At 45.4% G+C, this 17,560-nt stretch carries 13 protein-coding genes; 12 read left to right on the top strand and 1 reads right to left on the bottom strand.

From position 1 onward, the window contains the following. The first annotated feature begins 30 nt into the window (after positions 1 to 30). The 11 genes from B153_RS0106780 (at position 31) to B153_RS0106830 (ending at position 13,584) form a co-directional block, all read left to right on the top strand. Positions 31 to 2,367: a GumC family protein gene (locus tag B153_RS0106780; RefSeq protein WP_020595934.1), complete on the top strand. Its 2,337-nt coding sequence runs from the start codon at positions 31 to 33 to the stop codon at positions 2,365 to 2,367. Positions 2,368 to 2,511: 144 nt separating this feature from the next. Further along, positions 2,512 to 3,867: a lipopolysaccharide biosynthesis protein gene (locus B153_RS0106785; RefSeq protein ID WP_020595935.1), complete on the top strand. Its 1,356-nt coding sequence runs from the start codon at positions 2,512 to 2,514 to the stop codon at positions 3,865 to 3,867. 140 nt (positions 3,868 to 4,007) lie between these two features. Further along, the gene (locus tag B153_RS0106790) at positions 4,008 to 4,889 is read left to right on the top strand and encodes a TroA family protein (protein WP_020595936.1); all 882 of its coding nucleotides are present in this window, start codon (positions 4,008 to 4,010) and stop codon (positions 4,887 to 4,889) included. A 3-nt stretch (positions 4,890 to 4,892) separates the two neighbouring features. Beyond that, complete coding sequence (locus B153_RS0106795) at positions 4,893 to 6,206, top strand: hypothetical protein (protein ID WP_020595937.1); 1,314 nt, start codon at positions 4,893 to 4,895, stop codon at positions 6,204 to 6,206. A 36-nt stretch (positions 6,207 to 6,242) separates the two neighbouring features. Continuing rightward, entirely contained in the window at positions 6,243 to 6,902 is a 660-nt protein-coding gene (locus B153_RS0106800) for a CatB-related O-acetyltransferase (RefSeq protein WP_020595938.1), read from the top strand. 76 nt (positions 6,903 to 6,978) lie between these two features. Further along, the gene (locus B153_RS0106805) at positions 6,979 to 7,521 is read left to right on the top strand and encodes an acyltransferase (RefSeq protein WP_211221662.1); all 543 of its coding nucleotides are present in this window, start codon (positions 6,979 to 6,981) and stop codon (positions 7,519 to 7,521) included. 9 nt (positions 7,522 to 7,530) lie between these two features. Beyond that, positions 7,531 to 8,664 carry a glycosyltransferase gene (locus B153_RS0106810; RefSeq protein WP_020595940.1) on the top strand — a complete coding sequence of 378 codons (1,134 nt, stop codon included), beginning with the start codon at positions 7,531 to 7,533 and terminating at the stop codon, positions 8,662 to 8,664. 125 nt (positions 8,665 to 8,789) lie between these two features. Further along, positions 8,790 to 9,986: a glycosyltransferase gene (locus B153_RS0106815; protein ID WP_020595941.1), complete on the top strand. Its 1,197-nt coding sequence runs from the start codon at positions 8,790 to 8,792 to the stop codon at positions 9,984 to 9,986. Positions 9,987 to 10,100: 114 nt separating this feature from the next. After that, positions 10,101 to 11,363: a WcaI family glycosyltransferase gene (locus tag B153_RS34770; protein WP_020595942.1), complete on the top strand. Its 1,263-nt coding sequence runs from the start codon at positions 10,101 to 10,103 to the stop codon at positions 11,361 to 11,363. Positions 11,364 to 11,412: 49 nt separating this feature from the next. Then, positions 11,413 to 12,969: a capsule assembly Wzi family protein gene (locus B153_RS34775; protein ID WP_020595943.1), complete on the top strand. Its 1,557-nt coding sequence runs from the start codon at positions 11,413 to 11,415 to the stop codon at positions 12,967 to 12,969. Positions 12,970 to 12,996: 27 nt separating this feature from the next. Then, a complete protein-coding gene (locus tag B153_RS0106830; RefSeq protein ID WP_020595944.1) occupies positions 12,997 to 13,584 on the top strand; it encodes a putative colanic acid biosynthesis acetyltransferase in 588 nt (195 codons plus the stop codon). Here the strand turns inward: B153_RS0106830 and B153_RS0106835 are convergent. After that, complete coding sequence (locus B153_RS0106835) at positions 13,581 to 14,552, bottom strand: GDP-mannose 4,6-dehydratase (RefSeq protein WP_020595945.1); 972 nt, start codon at positions 14,550 to 14,552, stop codon at positions 13,581 to 13,583. The two genes, B153_RS0106830 and B153_RS0106835, sit on opposite strands and share 4 nt — an antisense overlap. A 367-nt stretch (positions 14,553 to 14,919) precedes the next feature. On the opposite strand from B153_RS0106835, the gene B153_RS0106840 reads away from it, so the two are divergent. Next, positions 14,920 to 17,412: a PAS domain-containing protein gene (locus B153_RS0106840; RefSeq protein ID WP_245564840.1), complete on the top strand. Its 2,493-nt coding sequence runs from the start codon at positions 14,920 to 14,922 to the stop codon at positions 17,410 to 17,412. The last annotated feature ends 148 nt before the right edge of the window (positions 17,413 to 17,560 follow it).

The raw sequence follows: 17,560 nt of genomic DNA on the forward strand, positions 1-17,560 counted from the left end.
TCATACTGTTATCAAAAATAATCAACGCCAATGAACAATCCAGTCAATAATTATTCATACGTATCGTATCAGAACGTTGATAATGATGCAATTAACCTACGAGCGATTGTTTTTCGTTATCTGCGCAACTGGTATTGGTTTGTACTTTCTATTGGCTTGATGCTCGCGGGTGCGTATATATACCTACGTTATCAGGCTCCCAGTTATAAAAGTCAGTCCAGTTTATTGATCAAAGACGAGAAGAAAGGCCTTGATCAGGAGAATATTCTGAAAGAACTGGAAATCTTTGCGCCTAAAAAGGTAGTCGAAAATGAAATCGAGATTCTGAAGTCGTATACCCTGATGGACCGGGTTGCCAAACAACTGAATCTTAATGTCTTTTATTATCAGGATACGCCCTACGGGAAGCGTGAAATCTATGAGAAATCACCGATACGATTCATCGTTGAACAGGCCACACCAGCACTCTACAACGACGACTATCTGACCATTCGTTTTAACGATAATCAGACGTTTAGCCTCAACGACAAGGTGTATCCGTTGAATAGTAGTGTACAGACTCCGTATGGCCGTATACGCCTGTTTACCCGCCGACCCGTATCGAGCAAGAATGAACCCGTGTATGTATCCGTAATAGGTCAGACGAAGCTGGTGAGCGATTTGGTAAAGAAACTCAAGGCTGAACCAACCAGTAAAGCCTCAACCGTGATCATGCTGACTCTGGAAACGGCAGTGCCAGACAAAGGCGAAGCCATACTGAATCGGTTGATCGATGTGTATAACGAAGCCGCTATCCTGGATAAAAACCGGGTTGCGGCTAATACGCTGAATTTTATTGATGAGCGGCTGAAGCTGATCTCCAGCGAATTACAATCCGTTGAACGGGGGGTAGAAGCTTACAAATCAGCGCAGGGTATTACGGACCTGGGCGTACAGGCCGAGGAGTTTCTGAAAACCGTTCAGCAAAATGATGCGCAGCTGAATCAGGTAACCATTCAGTTGGGGGCTTTAAACGATCTGGAACAGTATATCAAGCAGCAACCGGGCAATCGGGCCGGAACCCCCGCTACACTGGGCCTTAGTGATCCTACCCTGCTGGCGCTGATCGAAAACGTTACCAAACTGGAAGCGCAGCGGGATATGCTGGCCCGGACCACGTCGGATCAAAACCCTGTATTGCAAACGATTGATAGCCAGATCCACGCGACGAAGAACAGCATTCTCGATAATGTGGCTACGATGAAAGCCATGCTGACAACAGCCAAGCAGCAATATGCAGCAACGAATTCCAAAATGGAAGGCGTCATTCGGAGTATTCCAACCAAAGAGCGGGCCCTGATGGATATTACCCGGCAGCAGGCTATCAAAAACAATTTGTATACCTATCTGCTCCAAAAGCGGGAAGAAACCGCCGTGTCCTTTGCGTCAACCATTTCAGACTCGCGCACTGTGGATGTGGCCCGTAGCGATGCAAAACCTGTTAAGCCCGATCGGCCAAGCACGTACGTCCTGTTTGCTTTTCTGGGCTTGCTTTTACCGGTGGGTGTGCTGGCCACCAGCGATGCCATGAACAATCGTATTATGCGTCGGAAAGACGTAGAAGAAGGGACCAATGTGCCGATCCTGGGTGAAGTAATCAAGAATAAAAATACACAGGCCATCATCGTAGAGGCTCGTAATCAGTCGGTTATTGCTGAGCAGATTCGCGCCTTACGAACCAATCTTCAGTTTTTGCGGGAAAGTCGTGAAGGCAGTCAGGCCCTCTTATTTACATCGAGTATCAGTGGTGAAGGAAAATCATTCATTTCACTGAACCTCGGAGCCAGTCTGGCACTGGTGGGTCGGCGTACCGTTATTCTGGAGATGGATTTGCGGAAACCCCGTCTTCGCCATTCATTGGAAAATTTCCCGGTTGGCATAGGGATCAGTAATTATTTGATTGGCGAGGCCGTTCTGGAAGATATCATCCAGCCGATTCCCAATACAGAAAATTATTATATAATCACCTCGGGACCAATACCACCCAATCCGTCTGAATTATTGAGTAGCCCACGTCTGGAAACACTTATCCAGGAGTTGCGTCAGCATTTCGATTATGTCATCATTGACGCTCCACCAATCGGCCTGGTAACCGATGCCCAGCTCATTGCCCCATTTGCGGATGCTACGCTGTTTATTGTTCGGCATGATTTAACGCCGAAAAGCTACATGAAAATGGTTGAGACCATTCATCAGGAGAAACGCTTCAATAAACTCAACATCGTATTGAATGCAGTTGGGGGTGGCGACGAAGAATACTACAGTTATAGCTACGGGTATAATTATGCCTATGGCGAAAAGAAAAGCACTAAAAAATGGCTGAGTTAAGGTCGGAAAACCGATTGTCGGCCCAAGCTGATTTCTGAAAAATACTTGCTAAGGAGTTGCTAGTTAGCCGGTTTAGGCTGGTGGATTTTGGTGCCGTATTGGTGAAAAAGCCAGTTCGAATTAGCCTGTAATTTATTAAGGACAATGTCTGTAAAAGGAAGTATCATTAAGAATATAGGCGCAGGTACCTGGGGGAAACTTTCAAATGTACTCTTCAGGTTGGTGCAGGTGCCGCTACTGATTTCAGCCTTAGGGGTAGAGGATTATGGGCGTTGGCTGGTGTTGGCATCGCTCCCTGCCTGGATACGGTTAGCCAATTTCGGATTTGGGAATGTAGCCGCCAACGAAATGTCGATGTTACTGGCCTCGAATGAAGTGAACAAAGCCAGAAATGTTTATTCAACCACGTTGGCATTAACAACCCTAATCGGTGTAGTAGGCTGCGTGCTGGCCACTGTGCTGGTGCCCCTCATTCCGTGGGATGGTTTCATTGGCCAAAAGAGCCAGAGCGAAATTTCAAAAGCAGTTTACTGGTTAGCGATTTCTGTATTCGTTTCGTTTCTGATCGACGTAAGCTACAGTCGATTCCGAGCCGCACGAAAAGCTCATTTATCGGTATTGATCGGAAGCTTTATGCCCTGGGTCGAGCTGTTGTTGATGGTCATTGTATTACGGTACACAACCCGGTTCGATTATCTCGGTTTGGCAGTGTTGGGTTCTACGGTGCTTTTTCTGGGTTTGTATCAATTCTTAAGCCGAAAAAGCATGCCGTTGTTAACATTTTCGTTTAAAGATGTTCAGCCAGCCAGATTTAAGGATTTGTTCTGGAAAGGCATGGCCTTTCAGGCTTTCCCGTTAGGCAATGCATTGGTATTTCAGGGAAACCTGCTGATCATTCAGGCTATTTTAGGGCCTTATGCGGTAACCGTTTTTGGTACCACTCGGACCTTAATACGTACCATCAATCAGGCAATGGAACTGGTCAATCAGGCTATCTGGCCTGAGATGAGCCATCTGTTTGGCAGCAATGATATGGGAAGGGCCTCTAAGCTACATCGACTGGGGGTAGGTGTATCAATTATTGGAGCCTGTATCGGTACTATTTTTCTGATCTTTTTTGGCAAAGATTTATATAGTCTGTGGGTGGGAAAAGACATAACGATATCCAATCGCTTATTGATTATTTTCCTTATTCCCATTCCATTTAATGCCATATGGTTTACGAGTAGTGTTGTGCATCTGGCCAGTAATAAACATGAAGGATTAGCGATCAGGTATTTGCTTTCTACGCTGATCGGCTTTTTGGCCTGTATTGTCCTGTGTTATTTTCAGGGAATTGAAGGGGCAGCCTTATCGACTATCGTAGCCGACCTGGTTTTAATTCCTTACGTAATCAAAAATTCATTACTGTTAACAGAAGATACCTGGAAGGCATTTTCGAAGGGTTTGATTCTGGAAATAAGTTCTATTAAAAATATACTAATAAAGCGGATAGCCTAACCAACGGTAAGCGCATACGACAACACATTCAGTGCTTCATTCCAGCAGTAAATCTGCTCTTGCTCACAACAGGTAAATTAAGTAGGCTTTAACGGTACACGATCATTTTTTTATTGCCTTAGTTTTTAACGACCTATAAGATGAATAAGAGAAACTTCATCGATCTTGATCTACTTAGTAACGGCGAAGGGAAGCTGGTGTATGGGAATCGCCTGGATGCTGTTTCGTTTCATGAAACAACCTGCGAGGAATGGTTTTCTGATTTTGTTGAAGAGGTATCGTCGGCGATTGGTAAACGCTATTTTCCCGTTTACCGAATTGCGGATGGCGAAATGAGATTCCTGTTCGGCTACAAGGTCAATTGGAAAAATAAACCATTTCGTAGCCTGCTGAAATACATTAAGTACGAGCTTTTCAAATCGCCCTGGAAAACTTCCTGGGGTGAGAGCTATTCCCCTACAGAAAAAAAACATCTCCAGACCTTATTAGCGAAATGCATAAAAAATATAGCGCAGGAGGGAAAACTCGCTATATACTGGAATGACAATGGATTAAATGCTTTTGTCGAGTATAATAGCTATATGGAGGCCCTATTTGAAAAAATAGGTGTACGGCTAGATGCAGATAACTATGTGCCTTTCCATTTTGCGCAGGCCATTTTTGCGAACTATGCCGATCGGCTGCTGAGAGGAAAAAATGTATTGGTAATATCTGGATTTGATGCGATTGAAAAAGACGCTTTAGGGAAACGGTTACAGAAGATAGGCGTTGCTCATTACGACTTTTATAGATGCTCTCCGACCTCAGCATTAAAAGACGATTATACGCTCATAAAGCCTCGTATAAAGCCCGATATCGTATTAGTAGCTGCTGGGATTGGTGCTGCGCGTGTATTGGCTGATTTGAAACATCTAAACTGCCCTGTAATTGATGTTGGAAGCTATTTGAATGTGTTGAGTGGGAAGTACGAAAACGCACATGCTGGATTTTTTATTCAGCCAAAGGTTCTGGAAAATAGCTAAAACATGGTACGAGAAAATAAAACTATATATTATTATCTAGTCAGCATTTTAGTATGCTCCGTATTTACCTGGATTGGTGTAATTCTGAGTATTAATATACTGAAATATGTAGCCGCTGCCGGAATTATCCTACTAACCTGTATTTCATCCGTAACTATTTATAAGTATAAAAATACGATAACTTGGCAGAAAGCCCTTCCATTGCTCCTGATCACTTTAGGCTATCCACTTGTCAGGATAACGATGGATGTATTTGTTGACTTTCAATTTAAAACATTTACGGATGGATTTATTCTGGAAGGCAGCTATTATCTACTGCTGCTTTATGGGTTGAATATGGCCCTGGCAACAAGGATGGGTATTTCGTATCGGCAATTATTTAAGTTTTCACTTATTGCTCTTCCTATTGGTATAGCCTTGATCTATACAAGCTTAGTGTTGATACCGGATTACAATATATGGATTGGGCACTTGTCTTTAAATAACTGCCTGATACCCGTCTCTATGCTGGCTCTTTATCCTAGAAATGAAAAGTATTTACTCTGGGGTTGGTCGGCCATATTTCTTTTGTTGTTTATCGCGGCAAAAATATGGTCTCGTTCCTATACATTAGTCGGTTTCTACATCGCTCTTTTTGCCTATCGGTCTATTTTTCATTTGGGAAAACGTAAACTAGGTATAACCTTATTGATACTTCTCATTGTCGGTTATTCAATCGGGGCCTTCTCTTTTTTTACGGAGAACTCAGAAGTACGTGATCAGTCGGTAGCTGATAAATATCAGTTCGATTCGCTGATCAAAACGTTTGATGACTTTCTTACAGACTTCGATGTGACTAAGTTATTTTATTGGGAGGGAAACTCACGATCTACCTTATTGGTCGATGCATTTGGGAAAGCCAGCTATGTAGACTGGCTTTTTGGCCATGGCTTATTTGGTACCTACGATTCGACTATTGAGGTGAGTAGTAATATGCTGGTCAGACGAAGTACAATTGAAATTGGCTGGGCACAGGAGGTATTCCGTTGGGGATTACCCTATGTGCTTTTTTTTCTGTATTCGCTTGTTCGGGCTCGTACGTATTTGAAAGGCCTATATCTGCAAACTAATGATCCCATTTATAAAGCACTTGCAGAATTAATACTTGTCAAAATATTGGATGGGTTTGTTTTTGGCTTGCCATTTTTTCATGTCTATAATCTTTTAGTGTTCTGGGGGTTGATGATGACTTGTGTTAAAATCAATATCGTTCCAGTAATTATAGAGGCTAAAAATAGATATGCAGAAAAAACCACGGAATTACAAGTTGCCAATTAAATGCATAATCGATTAAGAATCTAATTGGTAATACTGATGAAAAGTTTATTAAAACGCTTCGCTCGTTACGTCTACTTGAGGTATAAATTTCCGACAGCTCGTATTGCTTTTTCGGCGACCGTCTCGTTGGATAGTGTGCTGGCAAATGGCGTAAAAATATTACCAGGCAGTATGCTGGGCGACTGCAAAGTTGATCGGTATACCTATATCGGAAATAACTGTCAGTTTTCAAGAACGCAAATTGGTGCTTTTACCAGTATTGGTCCTGAAGTTATTTGCGGTTTAGGCGCCCATCCGGTTGATTTCGTATCGACATATCCTGGCTTTTATTCTGCCGAATCGTCAGGGGCCAATTGGTTTGGGAGTGTACATGCCTTCGCCGATAAGCCTACCGTTCAGATTGGATCCGATGTGTGGATTGGGGCGCGGGCGATCATATTAGGCGGGGTTAAAATTGGGCACGGGGCTATTATAGCTGCCGGTGCAGTGGTTACAAAAGATGTTCCGGCTTATTCAATTGTAGGGGGAGTGCCGGGAAAAATAATTCGGTATCGATTCGAGCCAGGTTTACAGGATAAGCTCCTGAATTCCAATTGGTGGAATATGCCGGATGATACGCTCCGTACACTAGCCAAATATGTAGCAGAGCCAACTGTTTTTGTTGAAAAATTAGCAGAAAATTATGGCGATAAGTGAGAATGCGAAACAGACGATAAGGACTATTCTTTATGCCTGGCGATTTCCCCGAGACCTTGTTTACTGTTACTGGAAATTGAATGCCTGGCACGCTTCCTGGCGATTATATGGCACCCCGTTAATTCAGGTGCATAGAAAAGCAAAAATAACGATTGGAAAGGACTGGATTGCCTGTAGTGACCCAAAATATAACTCGTTGGGTGTGCCTCAAAAAGTGATTATTAAGGCCGTTCGACCGGGGGCTGTAATTACAATCGGTGATGGGGTAGGCATGTCGGGAGTAACGATTTCCTGCGGCCATAAAATTATAATTGGCAACCAGGTTTTATTGGGGAGTGGTGTGCTTATTACGGATAATGATTCGCATGCTATTCATCCAGATTTGCGCCATTCACGCTACCATATCGGAGAAGCGCCCGTGGTTGTTGAAGATCAGGTATTTATTGGGGCAAGATCAATCATTTTAAAAGGGGTAACAATAGGGTACGGAGCCGTCATTGGCGCTGGGTCTATCGTTACAAAAAATGTACCTGCCTTTAGCATTGTGGCTGGAAATCCGGCACGAATTGTTGGCAATGTTTTGGACGAAAAATATGCAGGAGAGCTTGTACTAAAATAGAGATTGTCAATGAAAAAACCTTTGATTTTTTGGTGTGGATCGATCCTGAATTACGAAGGATTAAAACATTATATTGGCGAGTCGGCAGCAGCCACCCAATGGTCGTATGGGTTATTGTCAGCCTTGTCGGCCAATAATGTTGACATCAAAACGTATGCCCCTATTTGGGATTCGGCTTTTCCCAAAGGAAAATTATTTCCAGGGAAGTCGGCCTATCTGGAACAAAGTTTTGATCAAACCTTGGTTCGCTATTTAAATCTACCCTGGATTCGCCCTAAATCCATAGCGCTTTCCTTGGAGAAAGCAATTGAAAGTGAACTCCGCAAAGGAACGCGACCGATCGCTATATTAAACTACAATCCGCTTTCTTATTATTCTGAAGCCTTAGACAAAATTAGCCGAAAATACCCAGATATTCCCTGGGTTAATATCGTTCTGGATCTTAACGACCCAACAGCAGATAATTGGGCTACGTTTCTACAAACAACCCGACGCTCGAAAGGGAGTGTTTTCCTTTCGTGGTGGGGCTACTGCAATGCTCCGCTGGAAAATAAACTTCATCTGGATGCGGGTTGGAGTGGCACATTGCCCAATACATCTAAATCCGCTGAAAAAGTATTTATATACGCCGGAAAACTGGAAGAATATGGTGGAATAAATCAGCTACTTGAAGCCATAAAAGTGTTACCGGATAAAGATGTTTTCTTTGATTTTTATGGGAAGCGAAGCAATGCAGCTTTAGACAAACTAGCTGCGGAAGATAGCCGGGTCCGGTTTCACGGTTTTGTTCCTGATGAGCAGTTAGATGAAGCCTGTAGTAAAGCTACTGCCTTCCTGAATCCTCGGGATTTGAGTCATCATACCAACAACATGATTTTTCCGTCTAAACTGCTCTTTTATATAAAATACCGGAAGCCAATATTGGGGCCTACGATGCCGGGAATCTCGCCAGAATACAACAGTTTATTGATTCAACCAACTGATTCTTCGCCTGAAAGCTGGGTCAATGCGATACAAAAAACCATACGATTGACGGAGAAAGAGACAAAAAAAATTGCTGCTGAGTGTACTAAAATACTTCAGAGAAAAACCTGGGATAGTCAGGCTACTAGTTTAATGAAATTTTTGGAGACTATACAATAACTAGCCGGACTATTCAACGGTATTGTGGGCCTGAGCCTAGCGAAAAAATCGACCAGATTTAGCAACTAATTGCGCGCTTTCTGCCACGTATTGTTTGAAAACGGTAAATAATCATTGATCAGACTATGAAGCTTCTCCATGTAATTAATAGTATGGACCCGGCTATGGGGGGACCATGCCAGGGAATTCGAAATGTCATTCAAGAATCGGAGCGATTAGGTATATACAGAGAAGTGGCCTGTCTGGATGATCCATCGTCGGATTATCTGGGTAAAGATTCATTTCGTATTCATGCGCTTGGGCCTAAAGTTGGTCGGTGGCAATATGGCTCTCGACTGATCCCCTGGATGAAAGAAAACCTCGACCGCTTTGACGCCGTAATCATAAATGGCTTATGGCTATACCCAAGTTATGGGGCCTGGAAAGCCATTAAAATGTATAAAAAAACGGGCAATAAGGATTTGAAAATCTTTGTGATGCCGCATGGCATGCTTGATCCTTATTTTCAGAAGGCATCCAGCCGGAAATTAAAGGCCATTCGCAATTGGTTTTATTGGGAGTTTCTGGAAAAAAATGTGGTGAATGATGCCGACTGTTTGCTGTTTACCTGCGAGGAAGAGCTTAGGTTGGCAAAAGATACATTTGACTCCTATCATCCTAAGAATACCAAAAATGTTGGCTATGGAATAGAAGAACCTCCTGCCTTTTCAAAAACTATGGCGGCCGCTTTTTATACGAAATGTGCTGAGGTGAAAAATAAACCTTACTTTCTTTTTCTTAGCCGCATCAATTACAAGAAAGGTATCGACTTGTTGATAAAGTCGTATTCGGTCGTATTAAATGAGTATGCATCGAAAGGGAAAGAGATTCCTAAACTGGTTATTGCAGGGCCAGGTCTGGATACAGCCTATGGCGAAAAAATGATAAACCTGGTTGCCGAAGATCCTGGTTTAAAAGGTCAGGTTTTTTTTGCAGGCATGCTTTCAGGCCCTGCTAAATGGGGCGCTTTTTATGGCTGCGAAGCTTTTGTACTCCCTAGCCATCAGGAAAATTTTGGTATTGCGCTGGTGGAGGCATTGGCTTGTAGTAAGCCTGTTCTGACCACTCAACAGGTCAATATATGGCGGGAAATTGCTGACGGTGACGCCGGGTTTATTGCTGAAGATACACTGGAAGGAACCAGGCAGCTTCTGGAGAAATTTCTGGCCCTTGATGGTCCGGAAAAACAGCGAATGGAAACGAATGCGCGTAGCACGTTTGAAAACAACTTTTCCATCAAAAATTCAGTCCGTCGTTTTACGGATGTCATTACGGCTTTCTGACGCACTACGGGTTCCTTCGCTTCATGGATAGATAGGTCTGTTCTGGAAAAATTACTCGAATAATTGCTGGAAGGATGTAAACGATAGTCCGAATAATTTCATAAAAATTTTACTATGCGCATCTTAATTTATGGAATCTTATACGCACCGGAGCTAACAGGGGTCGGTAAATATTCGGGTGAAATGGCCGCCTGGATGGTACGCCAGGGTCATACTGTCGATGCCATTATGCCAATGCCCTATTACCCAGAATGGAAAGTGCAAGCTGACTACAAAAATAAGGGGTGGTTTACAGAATTTGTTGATGGTGTCAGAGTACATCGATGCCCCATTTATGTGCCTAAAAAAGTAACGGCTTCCGGACGGATGCTGCTCGATTTTTCGTTTTTGCTGAATAGTTTATTTTACTGGATTCGTGTGCTTTTTTCGAAACGATACGATGCGGTTATTTGTGTAGCTCCTCCCTTTCATATCGGTTTGTTTCCGGTGCTCTATTCAATGGTTCGACATGTGCCTGTATGGCTTCATATCCAGGACCTGCAGATTGATATTGCCAAAGAAATGGGTATGATAAAAAGCGAAAGGTTCCTGAACCTATTATTCAAAGCCGAGCGATTCATTTTGAAGCGGTGCAAAATCGTATCGACCATCAGTGAAGGAATGATCAGGAAAGTAACCGAAAAAAATTGTACGCAATCCGATTGTGTTCTGTTTCCGAATTGGGTAGATGAGGGCTTTGTTAAACCCTTGCCCAAACACGAATCGCTGCGTGCTGAGTTAGGCTTAACGGAAACCGATAAGGTGGTTTTGTATTCGGGAAGCATTGGGGAAAAACAGGGGTTAGAATTAATCATTGAAGCCGCTAACCAGTTTGCCCATCGGCCGGATCTGAAATTCCTGATCTTTGGTTCGGGCGGAGGTAAGGGCCGTCTGGAAGCCCTGGTACAGCAGCACAAACTGACCAACGTATCCTTCTATCCGTTACAGCCTTATGAAAAATTGTCGGCCCTTTTAGCGACCGCCGATCTTCACCTGGTTCTCCAGAAAAAATCGGCCTCCGACCTGGTATTGCCTTCTAAATTGACGGGTATTCTGGCGGCTGGTGGCTGTGCCCTGGTTTCGGCTGTGCCGGGTACTTCGCTGCATAAAGTGGTGGCTGATGAACAGATGGGAATCCTGATCGAACCCGATTCACTGGATGCTCTGATTGAAGGCATTGATCGGGCTTTTCGTTCCGATCTGACCGTTTACCGGAAAAATGCAAGGGCATATGCCCGAAGAAACCTCAGCAAAGAAGAGATCCTTCAGCAATTTGAAGCCCAGATGCTCAATGAACTTAATCCAGTTGCTGAACAACTTGTAGCTGAGCAAGTGTAGGAATTCGTCTGTTTGGCGGAACGGTAAAACAACTTGTATTTCAAACCTCATGGTGAAGCGGCAGTACTTTTTTTGGGGGGCAATTCATCTTGCTTGTATACAAGTGGGCATTATGCCGTCGGTTGTGATGGCTCAGTTTCCGAACCGACCGACGTATGATACGACAACCGCGAGCGGCATTCGCTACCGGGCCGAATTAAGCGGCATGGCCTCTACAAACGGGAATACGCCCTTCTGGATGCGTTCGAATCAGTTTGGTACGATACCGTGGCAGTTGCCGGCCGGAATCGGTACGGTGGGCCTCAGTGGCCTGTGGGGCAATGCCCGACAATCCCGAAAACCCTATATAAAAGCCGCTATTGAAGTTGTGGGGAATCTAAACCAGTCTTTCCGGCTGGTATTGCCCGAAGCCTACTTGGCTGTTCGGCTAGGGCATGGGGAGCTGTACGTGGGGCGGCAGAAAGAAATTCATGGCTTGGTTGATACCCTGCTCACCTCAGGTTCCATCGCCTGGTCGGGTAATGCGGTGCCGATCACACAGATCCGGCTGGGCACACGAGATTTTGCTCCACTGAAATTTACGAAAGGGCTGATCGCTATCAATGCGTTTTTTAGTCATGGCTGGTTTGCTGATACCGATTCGATGCACAACGTTATGCTACATGCCAAAGCGATCATGGTGCGAGTGGGGAAGCCCAACTGGAAAGTCCGGCTCTATGGGGGCACTAATCATTTTGCTCAGTGGGGAGGGTACTCAAAAGCCCTGGCCGATGGCCCTGTTTCTCAGTTTCTGTCGTCAAATGGCCATTTGCCCAGTTCGCTGAAAGCCTATAAATCGGTTGTATGGCCAATTGGCCAGCCAGGAAGTGATGATCAATATGCAACAATCGATACCATCAATCAAGTTGGTAACCACCTGGGTTCTATCGATGCTGGCCTTGATATACAGCTTAAAAACGGGTCTCTTTTTCTGTATTCCCAGCACCTGTTCGAAGATAATTCAGGCCTGACATTCAAGAATTTTCCAGATGGTCTTTTCGGTATCCGATGGAAAGCGGGCCGATCCAATGATGGGGCGGTTGTCCAGTTGAAACAACTGACTGCTGAACTCATTACCACCCGAAACCGGAGTGGAACCAAACTGCCTTACGGACGGGACGATTATTTCTTTCATGGCCAGTATCTGGATGGGTGGACACATAAGGGGGCTATCATTGGTACTCCAATTTTTACCCGGACAGCCGATTTACCGGCTGCTTTGCTGAAAAAAAGCACCTGGCTCAGCCGAAGTTTTGCCTACCGGCTGTTGCCTGTCAATAACAACGATGTTCAGTCGATACACGTAGGGGCATATGCCGTACTGTTTCAGCGGATTTCGGTGATGCTACTGGCGACAGGCAGCCGGTATTATGAGTTCGATTATTCAACGAAAACCTATGACCAGCTTTCCGTAAGTCTCGAACTTGCTAATCTTGTAATGATGGGTAATGTCAATATGGGCCTTAAACTGGCCTATGATACCGGAGCTATTTTCGCCAGTAACCTGGGCGGAATGCTCATGCTTCGTAAAACGGGTTTGCTGACTCGAAAATCGGCCAGCCGTTGACGCTACGTATAAATAAGTGAATAGACCATGTATCAGCAGATCGATAATTTTAAGTTGCCTCCAGGCTTTCGGGGCCGACCAGGTTGGTATGTACAGCTCTGGTGGATAGTCGAATCATTGTTTTTCAGAACTTCCCCTCAGTTTATGTACGGATGGCGCCGATTTCTGCTTCGAAGTTTCGGGGCTAAAATAGGCCAGCGCGTTCAGGTCAGACCATCTGTACATACCCAGTTTCCGTGGAAAGTAACCATTGGCGATTCGAGCCGAATCGGCGACGATGTGGTGCTATACAGCCTCGGACCGATCACGATCGGGGCCAATGTAATTGTCTCACAAAAGAGTTATATCTGTACTGGCTCACACGACTATCAGGATCTAGATTTTGGCATTTTTACCGAGCCCGTCGTCATTGAAGACGAATGCTGGCTGGCAACCGACGTATATGTAGCGCCCGGCGTAACGATTGGCAAAGGGACTGTTGTTGGGGCCAGGTCGTCCGTATTGAAGTCGTTACCTGCCAATAAGGTGTGTGTTGGAACTCCGGCCAAACCGCTTAAGGATCGAAAACGGCTGGATACGTATTCGGAGGATGTTCAGAAGGCCTGGGTAGTTTAGCCAACGAAACTCAGGTTGGCATACGTACTTCGGCTACTTAACCAGTCGGCCATTTGCTGAAGGCCATCAGACAGGCTTGTGGTAGGTTGATAATCCAGCTTTTGCTTCGATTGGGTTAAATCGGCCCAGGTATGAGCCACATCGCCAGGTCGGTCTGGCTTCTGAATGATTAGGGCTTTTTGATTGGTCACACGTTCCATCGTGGTAATCAATTGCCGCAACGATATGCAGCACCCACTACCAATATTGTAGATCGCAAAGCCATTCACCCGAAGCATAGCCTTACTGATACCCTGAACAATGTCGGCTACGAACGTGTAATCGCGGCTAGTGCCTTTTCCATATATGCTGAGCGGGCGTTGCTGACGGATGGCTTCCAGAAACTGGTAAATAGCCATGTCGGGTCGTTGGCGGGGGCCATAAGCAGTAAAAAAACGCAGGCAGGTGATGTCGATCCCATACTGCTGGCTGTAATGTCGGCAGAGTTGCTCGCCTTTGTACTTCGTGAGTGCATAAGGCGATATGGGGAACAGCTGCTGGCTGTTTTCCTGGAGGGGCATAGCCGGACTGTCGCCATAAACCGACGATGAAGAGCCAAAGATTAGCTTCCGAACACCGAACTGATGCATGGTGTGGAGAAGGGTACGAGTGCCATTGATGTTTACATCCGTATACGCATCCGGATGTTGGAGCGAAGCCTGAACACCGGGCAGAGCCGCTAAATGAATCACTACATCGAATGGATATTGCCGGAACAGATTTGCCAGCGCAGTGGCATCGCGAATATCGCCCTCGTGCAAATGATAGGCCGAATGATTTAGGCTGGAGCGAATGTTCAGGAGTTTCTGCTCTCGGGAGTAATTCGAATGAAAGTTGTCCAGCACATGAACCCGGCAACCCATCACCAGTAAATGATCGGCTACATGTGACCCAATAAATCCAGCTCCACCCGTAATCAGTACATTCATACCTAAAATTGGCTCACTTTGTAGTTCCCCAGAAAGAAAAGACTTAAACGATGAGAATATTAATATTAATTACAAAATGTATCTTATTAGATACTATAAAATAATATCAGTAAATAAATATAGGAATTATATTTTCAATATTATATAAAATGAAAATAAATATTAGCTTTTGATCAGGGGCCTTGCCAGATAGATAGGATGAATTATACGGTTGGCTGTCACGGATGATTTACAAATTATGGCCAATCGATCTCACGTTAATCGCTCAGATGAGTCGCCCTTTATACGGATTTATGACCATCAGGCTGATTGACTAAATAAACATACCCGCTTGTATAAGGGTTTATTGCTCAACGACATCTGTACTGTGAACAAATTGAATTTCGAAAATAAGCAGGCCTTTTGGCAGGGTGGGGGCGAAATGGGAGCACTTACCCGAGCGTACGACTGGGCCCAAACAACGATGGGGGCCCCTGAATTGTGGCCGCAGAGCCTGCGGACAACGTTAGGGATTGTCTTGCACTCAGCATTCCCAATGTTCCTTTTCTGGGGTGATGAGCACATCTGTTTTTATAATGATGCGTACCGGCCCAGTCTTGGTCATGAGGGCAAACACCCGGCGTTGGGTAAACGTGGAGAAGACGTTTGGGCGGAGATATGGGGCTTTATTGGGCCGCTGATCGGCAAGGTTATGACCACTGGTGAATCGGTTTGGTATAAAGATCAACTGGTTCCATTTTACCGCAACGGGAAGCTTGAGGATATTTACTGGACCTTTAGTTACAGCCCGATATACGGCGATAGTGGCCATATAGATGGTGTACTGGTAACCTGCACCGAAACGACAGAGAATGTTCAGGCGATTCAGAAGTTAAAAGAAAGTAATGACCAGCTTGCTTTTGCTATTGAAGCTACTGAGCTGGGAACCTGGGATCTGGACCCGGCTTCGAATGCATTATCCGCGAATACGCGTCTGAAGGAATGGTTTGGTTTACCAGCCGATGGGCAGGTTGCCTTACCTTTGGCCACCAGCGTCGTTGCGGAAAAAGATCGGCAACGCGTCGAAGAGGCCATTCAACGGGCTTTGCAGTACGAATCAGGAGGGTATTATGATATCGATTACACACTGATCCATCCAATCACGAAAGAAGAGCGGATTGTGCGTGCAAAAGGCAAGGCCTGGTTTACCGCCGATCGGGTCGCTTATCGATTCAACGGAACATTACAGGATATAACGGAACGTAAAAAAGCGGAACAGGAGGTAGTCGCCAGCGTACAGGCGCTACAGAGTATAATCGAAAGCGCCCCATTTCCGATTGGTATTTATGTGGGGCCGCAGATGCAGATTCAGTTTGTCAACTCGGCTATTGTCAAGGTATGGGGAAAAGGGCCTGATGTGGTCGGAAAGCGGTATGCCGATGTATTGCCCGAACTGGCAAACCAGGGGATATACCATCAGCTCGACCAGGTCTATGAAACGGGGACTCCGTTTCATGCTCGAAATCAGCGCGTCGATCTGGAAGTGGATGGCAGGCTGCAGCCCTTTTATTTCAATTATAGTTTTACGCCCTTATACAATGCCGAAGGGCAGATCTATGGGGTAATGAATACCGCTGCCGAGGTTACAGACCTTGTCGAGGCCAAACAGAAGCTGGAGGATACCGAAGCCACGTTGCTCGGAGCAATTGAACTGGCCGAGCTGGCTACCTGGCGTATGGATGTATCGACCCGAACCTTCTCGTTCTCAAAACGATTTATGGACTGGCTTGGCTTCACCGACGAGTCAAAGACGCGGGATGAAGCCTATAATCCATTACCTACCCATTACCACCAGCAGGTTGTTGAGGCCATTGAGGCTGCCATACAGCCCGGTTCGTCGGGCTATTACGAAAATGAGCACCCGATCATCAACCGGCAAACGGGGCAAATGCGGATTATACATGCACAGGGCCAGGTGTTTTATGATGTTGATGGAAATCCGGTTGTACTGAGCGGAACCGCACAGGATATAACCCAGCAACGGGAAGTTCAGTTAACCCTGGAACGGCAGGTACAGGAGCGTACAGAAGAACTGGAGTCAACAAACGAAGAATTGACCGCTATCAACGAAGAACTTACCGAAGCTAACCAGCTTTTGATTCGGTCGAACGATAACCTGCAGCAGTTTGCCTATGTAGCCAGCCATGATTTGCAGGAGCCGCTTCGTAAAATTCAGCAGTTCAGTACGCTCCTAAAACAGGAGTATGCTGAGTCATTGGACGATAAAGGGAAAGACTTTCTGGATCGACTAACATCGGCTAGTTCACGAATGTCGATGCTTATTAAAGATCTGCTTACCTTCTCCCGAATCTCGACCCAACAAGTAACCCATCGGCGGGTCGATCTAAACGACGTACTGCGGGAGGTTCTGGAAAACCTGTCGATAGCCGTCGATGAAACTAAAGCCGTGATTCAGATAGACCCCCTCCCCGTTATTGAGGGAGACGCCTTACAGTTGGGGCAATTATTTCAGAATCTCCTCTCCAATGCGATCAAATTTCATCAGCCAGACGTCAGGCCGGTAATACAGGTACGGATCAGTCAGCTACTGGCGAAGGAGCTGCCCCTTTCATTGCCCGTACTGCGTCAGTCAAGAGCCTATTATTGTGTCGATATTGCCGATAATGGGATTGGATTTGATGAGAAATACAAGGAACGGATTTTTCAGGTTTTTCAGCGACTACACAGCAAGCGGGAGTTTGCCGGGACGGGCATAGGCCTGGCCATATGCCAGAAAGTGGCTACCAATCATGGAGGGGCTATTACGGCAACCAGTGAGCCAAACCAGGGAGCAACGTTTAGTGTATATCTGCCAGTTTAGGAGTTGCTTTGTCTGATTCAGACGGATACAGCACCAAACAGCCAGTTGCTCCTGGCTACTGCAATTGCGTTAAGCAATGCTGCCTGTGCTTACTTCTTTGGTCCATGATGTTTCAAGTACTGACAAAGGGGTGGTAAAGACCTCCTGT

The organism is Spirosoma panaciterrae DSM 21099 (assembly GCF_000374025.1).
In the GTDB taxonomy this organism is placed as follows: Bacteria; Bacteroidota; Bacteroidia; order Cytophagales; family Spirosomataceae; genus Spirosoma; species Spirosoma panaciterrae.

What these genes read in the sequence shown, in the direction of transcription:
- B153_RS0106780 (WP_020595934.1), top strand. Translation starts at nt 31, where the DNA reads ATGAACAATCCAGTCAATAATTATTCATACGTATCGTATCAGAACGTT.
- B153_RS0106785 (WP_020595935.1), top strand. Translation starts at nt 2,512, where the DNA reads ATGTCTGTAAAAGGAAGTATCATTAAGAATATAGGCGCAGGTACCTGG.
- B153_RS0106790 (WP_020595936.1), top strand. Translation starts at nt 4,008, where the DNA reads ATGAATAAGAGAAACTTCATCGATCTTGATCTACTTAGTAACGGCGAA.
- B153_RS0106795 (WP_020595937.1), top strand. Translation starts at nt 4,893, where the DNA reads ATGGTACGAGAAAATAAAACTATATATTATTATCTAGTCAGCATTTTA.
- B153_RS0106800 (WP_020595938.1), top strand. Translation starts at nt 6,243, where the DNA reads ATGAAAAGTTTATTAAAACGCTTCGCTCGTTACGTCTACTTGAGGTAT.
- B153_RS0106810 (WP_020595940.1), top strand. Translation starts at nt 7,531, where the DNA reads ATGAAAAAACCTTTGATTTTTTGGTGTGGATCGATCCTGAATTACGAA.
- B153_RS0106815 (WP_020595941.1), top strand. Translation starts at nt 8,790, where the DNA reads ATGAAGCTTCTCCATGTAATTAATAGTATGGACCCGGCTATGGGGGGA.
- B153_RS34770 (WP_020595942.1), top strand. Translation starts at nt 10,101, where the DNA reads ATGCGCATCTTAATTTATGGAATCTTATACGCACCGGAGCTAACAGGG.
- B153_RS34775 (WP_020595943.1), top strand. Translation starts at nt 11,413, where the DNA reads ATGGTGAAGCGGCAGTACTTTTTTTGGGGGGCAATTCATCTTGCTTGT.
- B153_RS0106830 (WP_020595944.1), top strand. Translation starts at nt 12,997, where the DNA reads ATGTATCAGCAGATCGATAATTTTAAGTTGCCTCCAGGCTTTCGGGGC.
- B153_RS0106835 (WP_020595945.1), bottom strand. Translation starts at nt 14,552, where the DNA reads ATGAATGTACTGATTACGGGTGGAGCTGGATTTATTGGGTCACATGTA.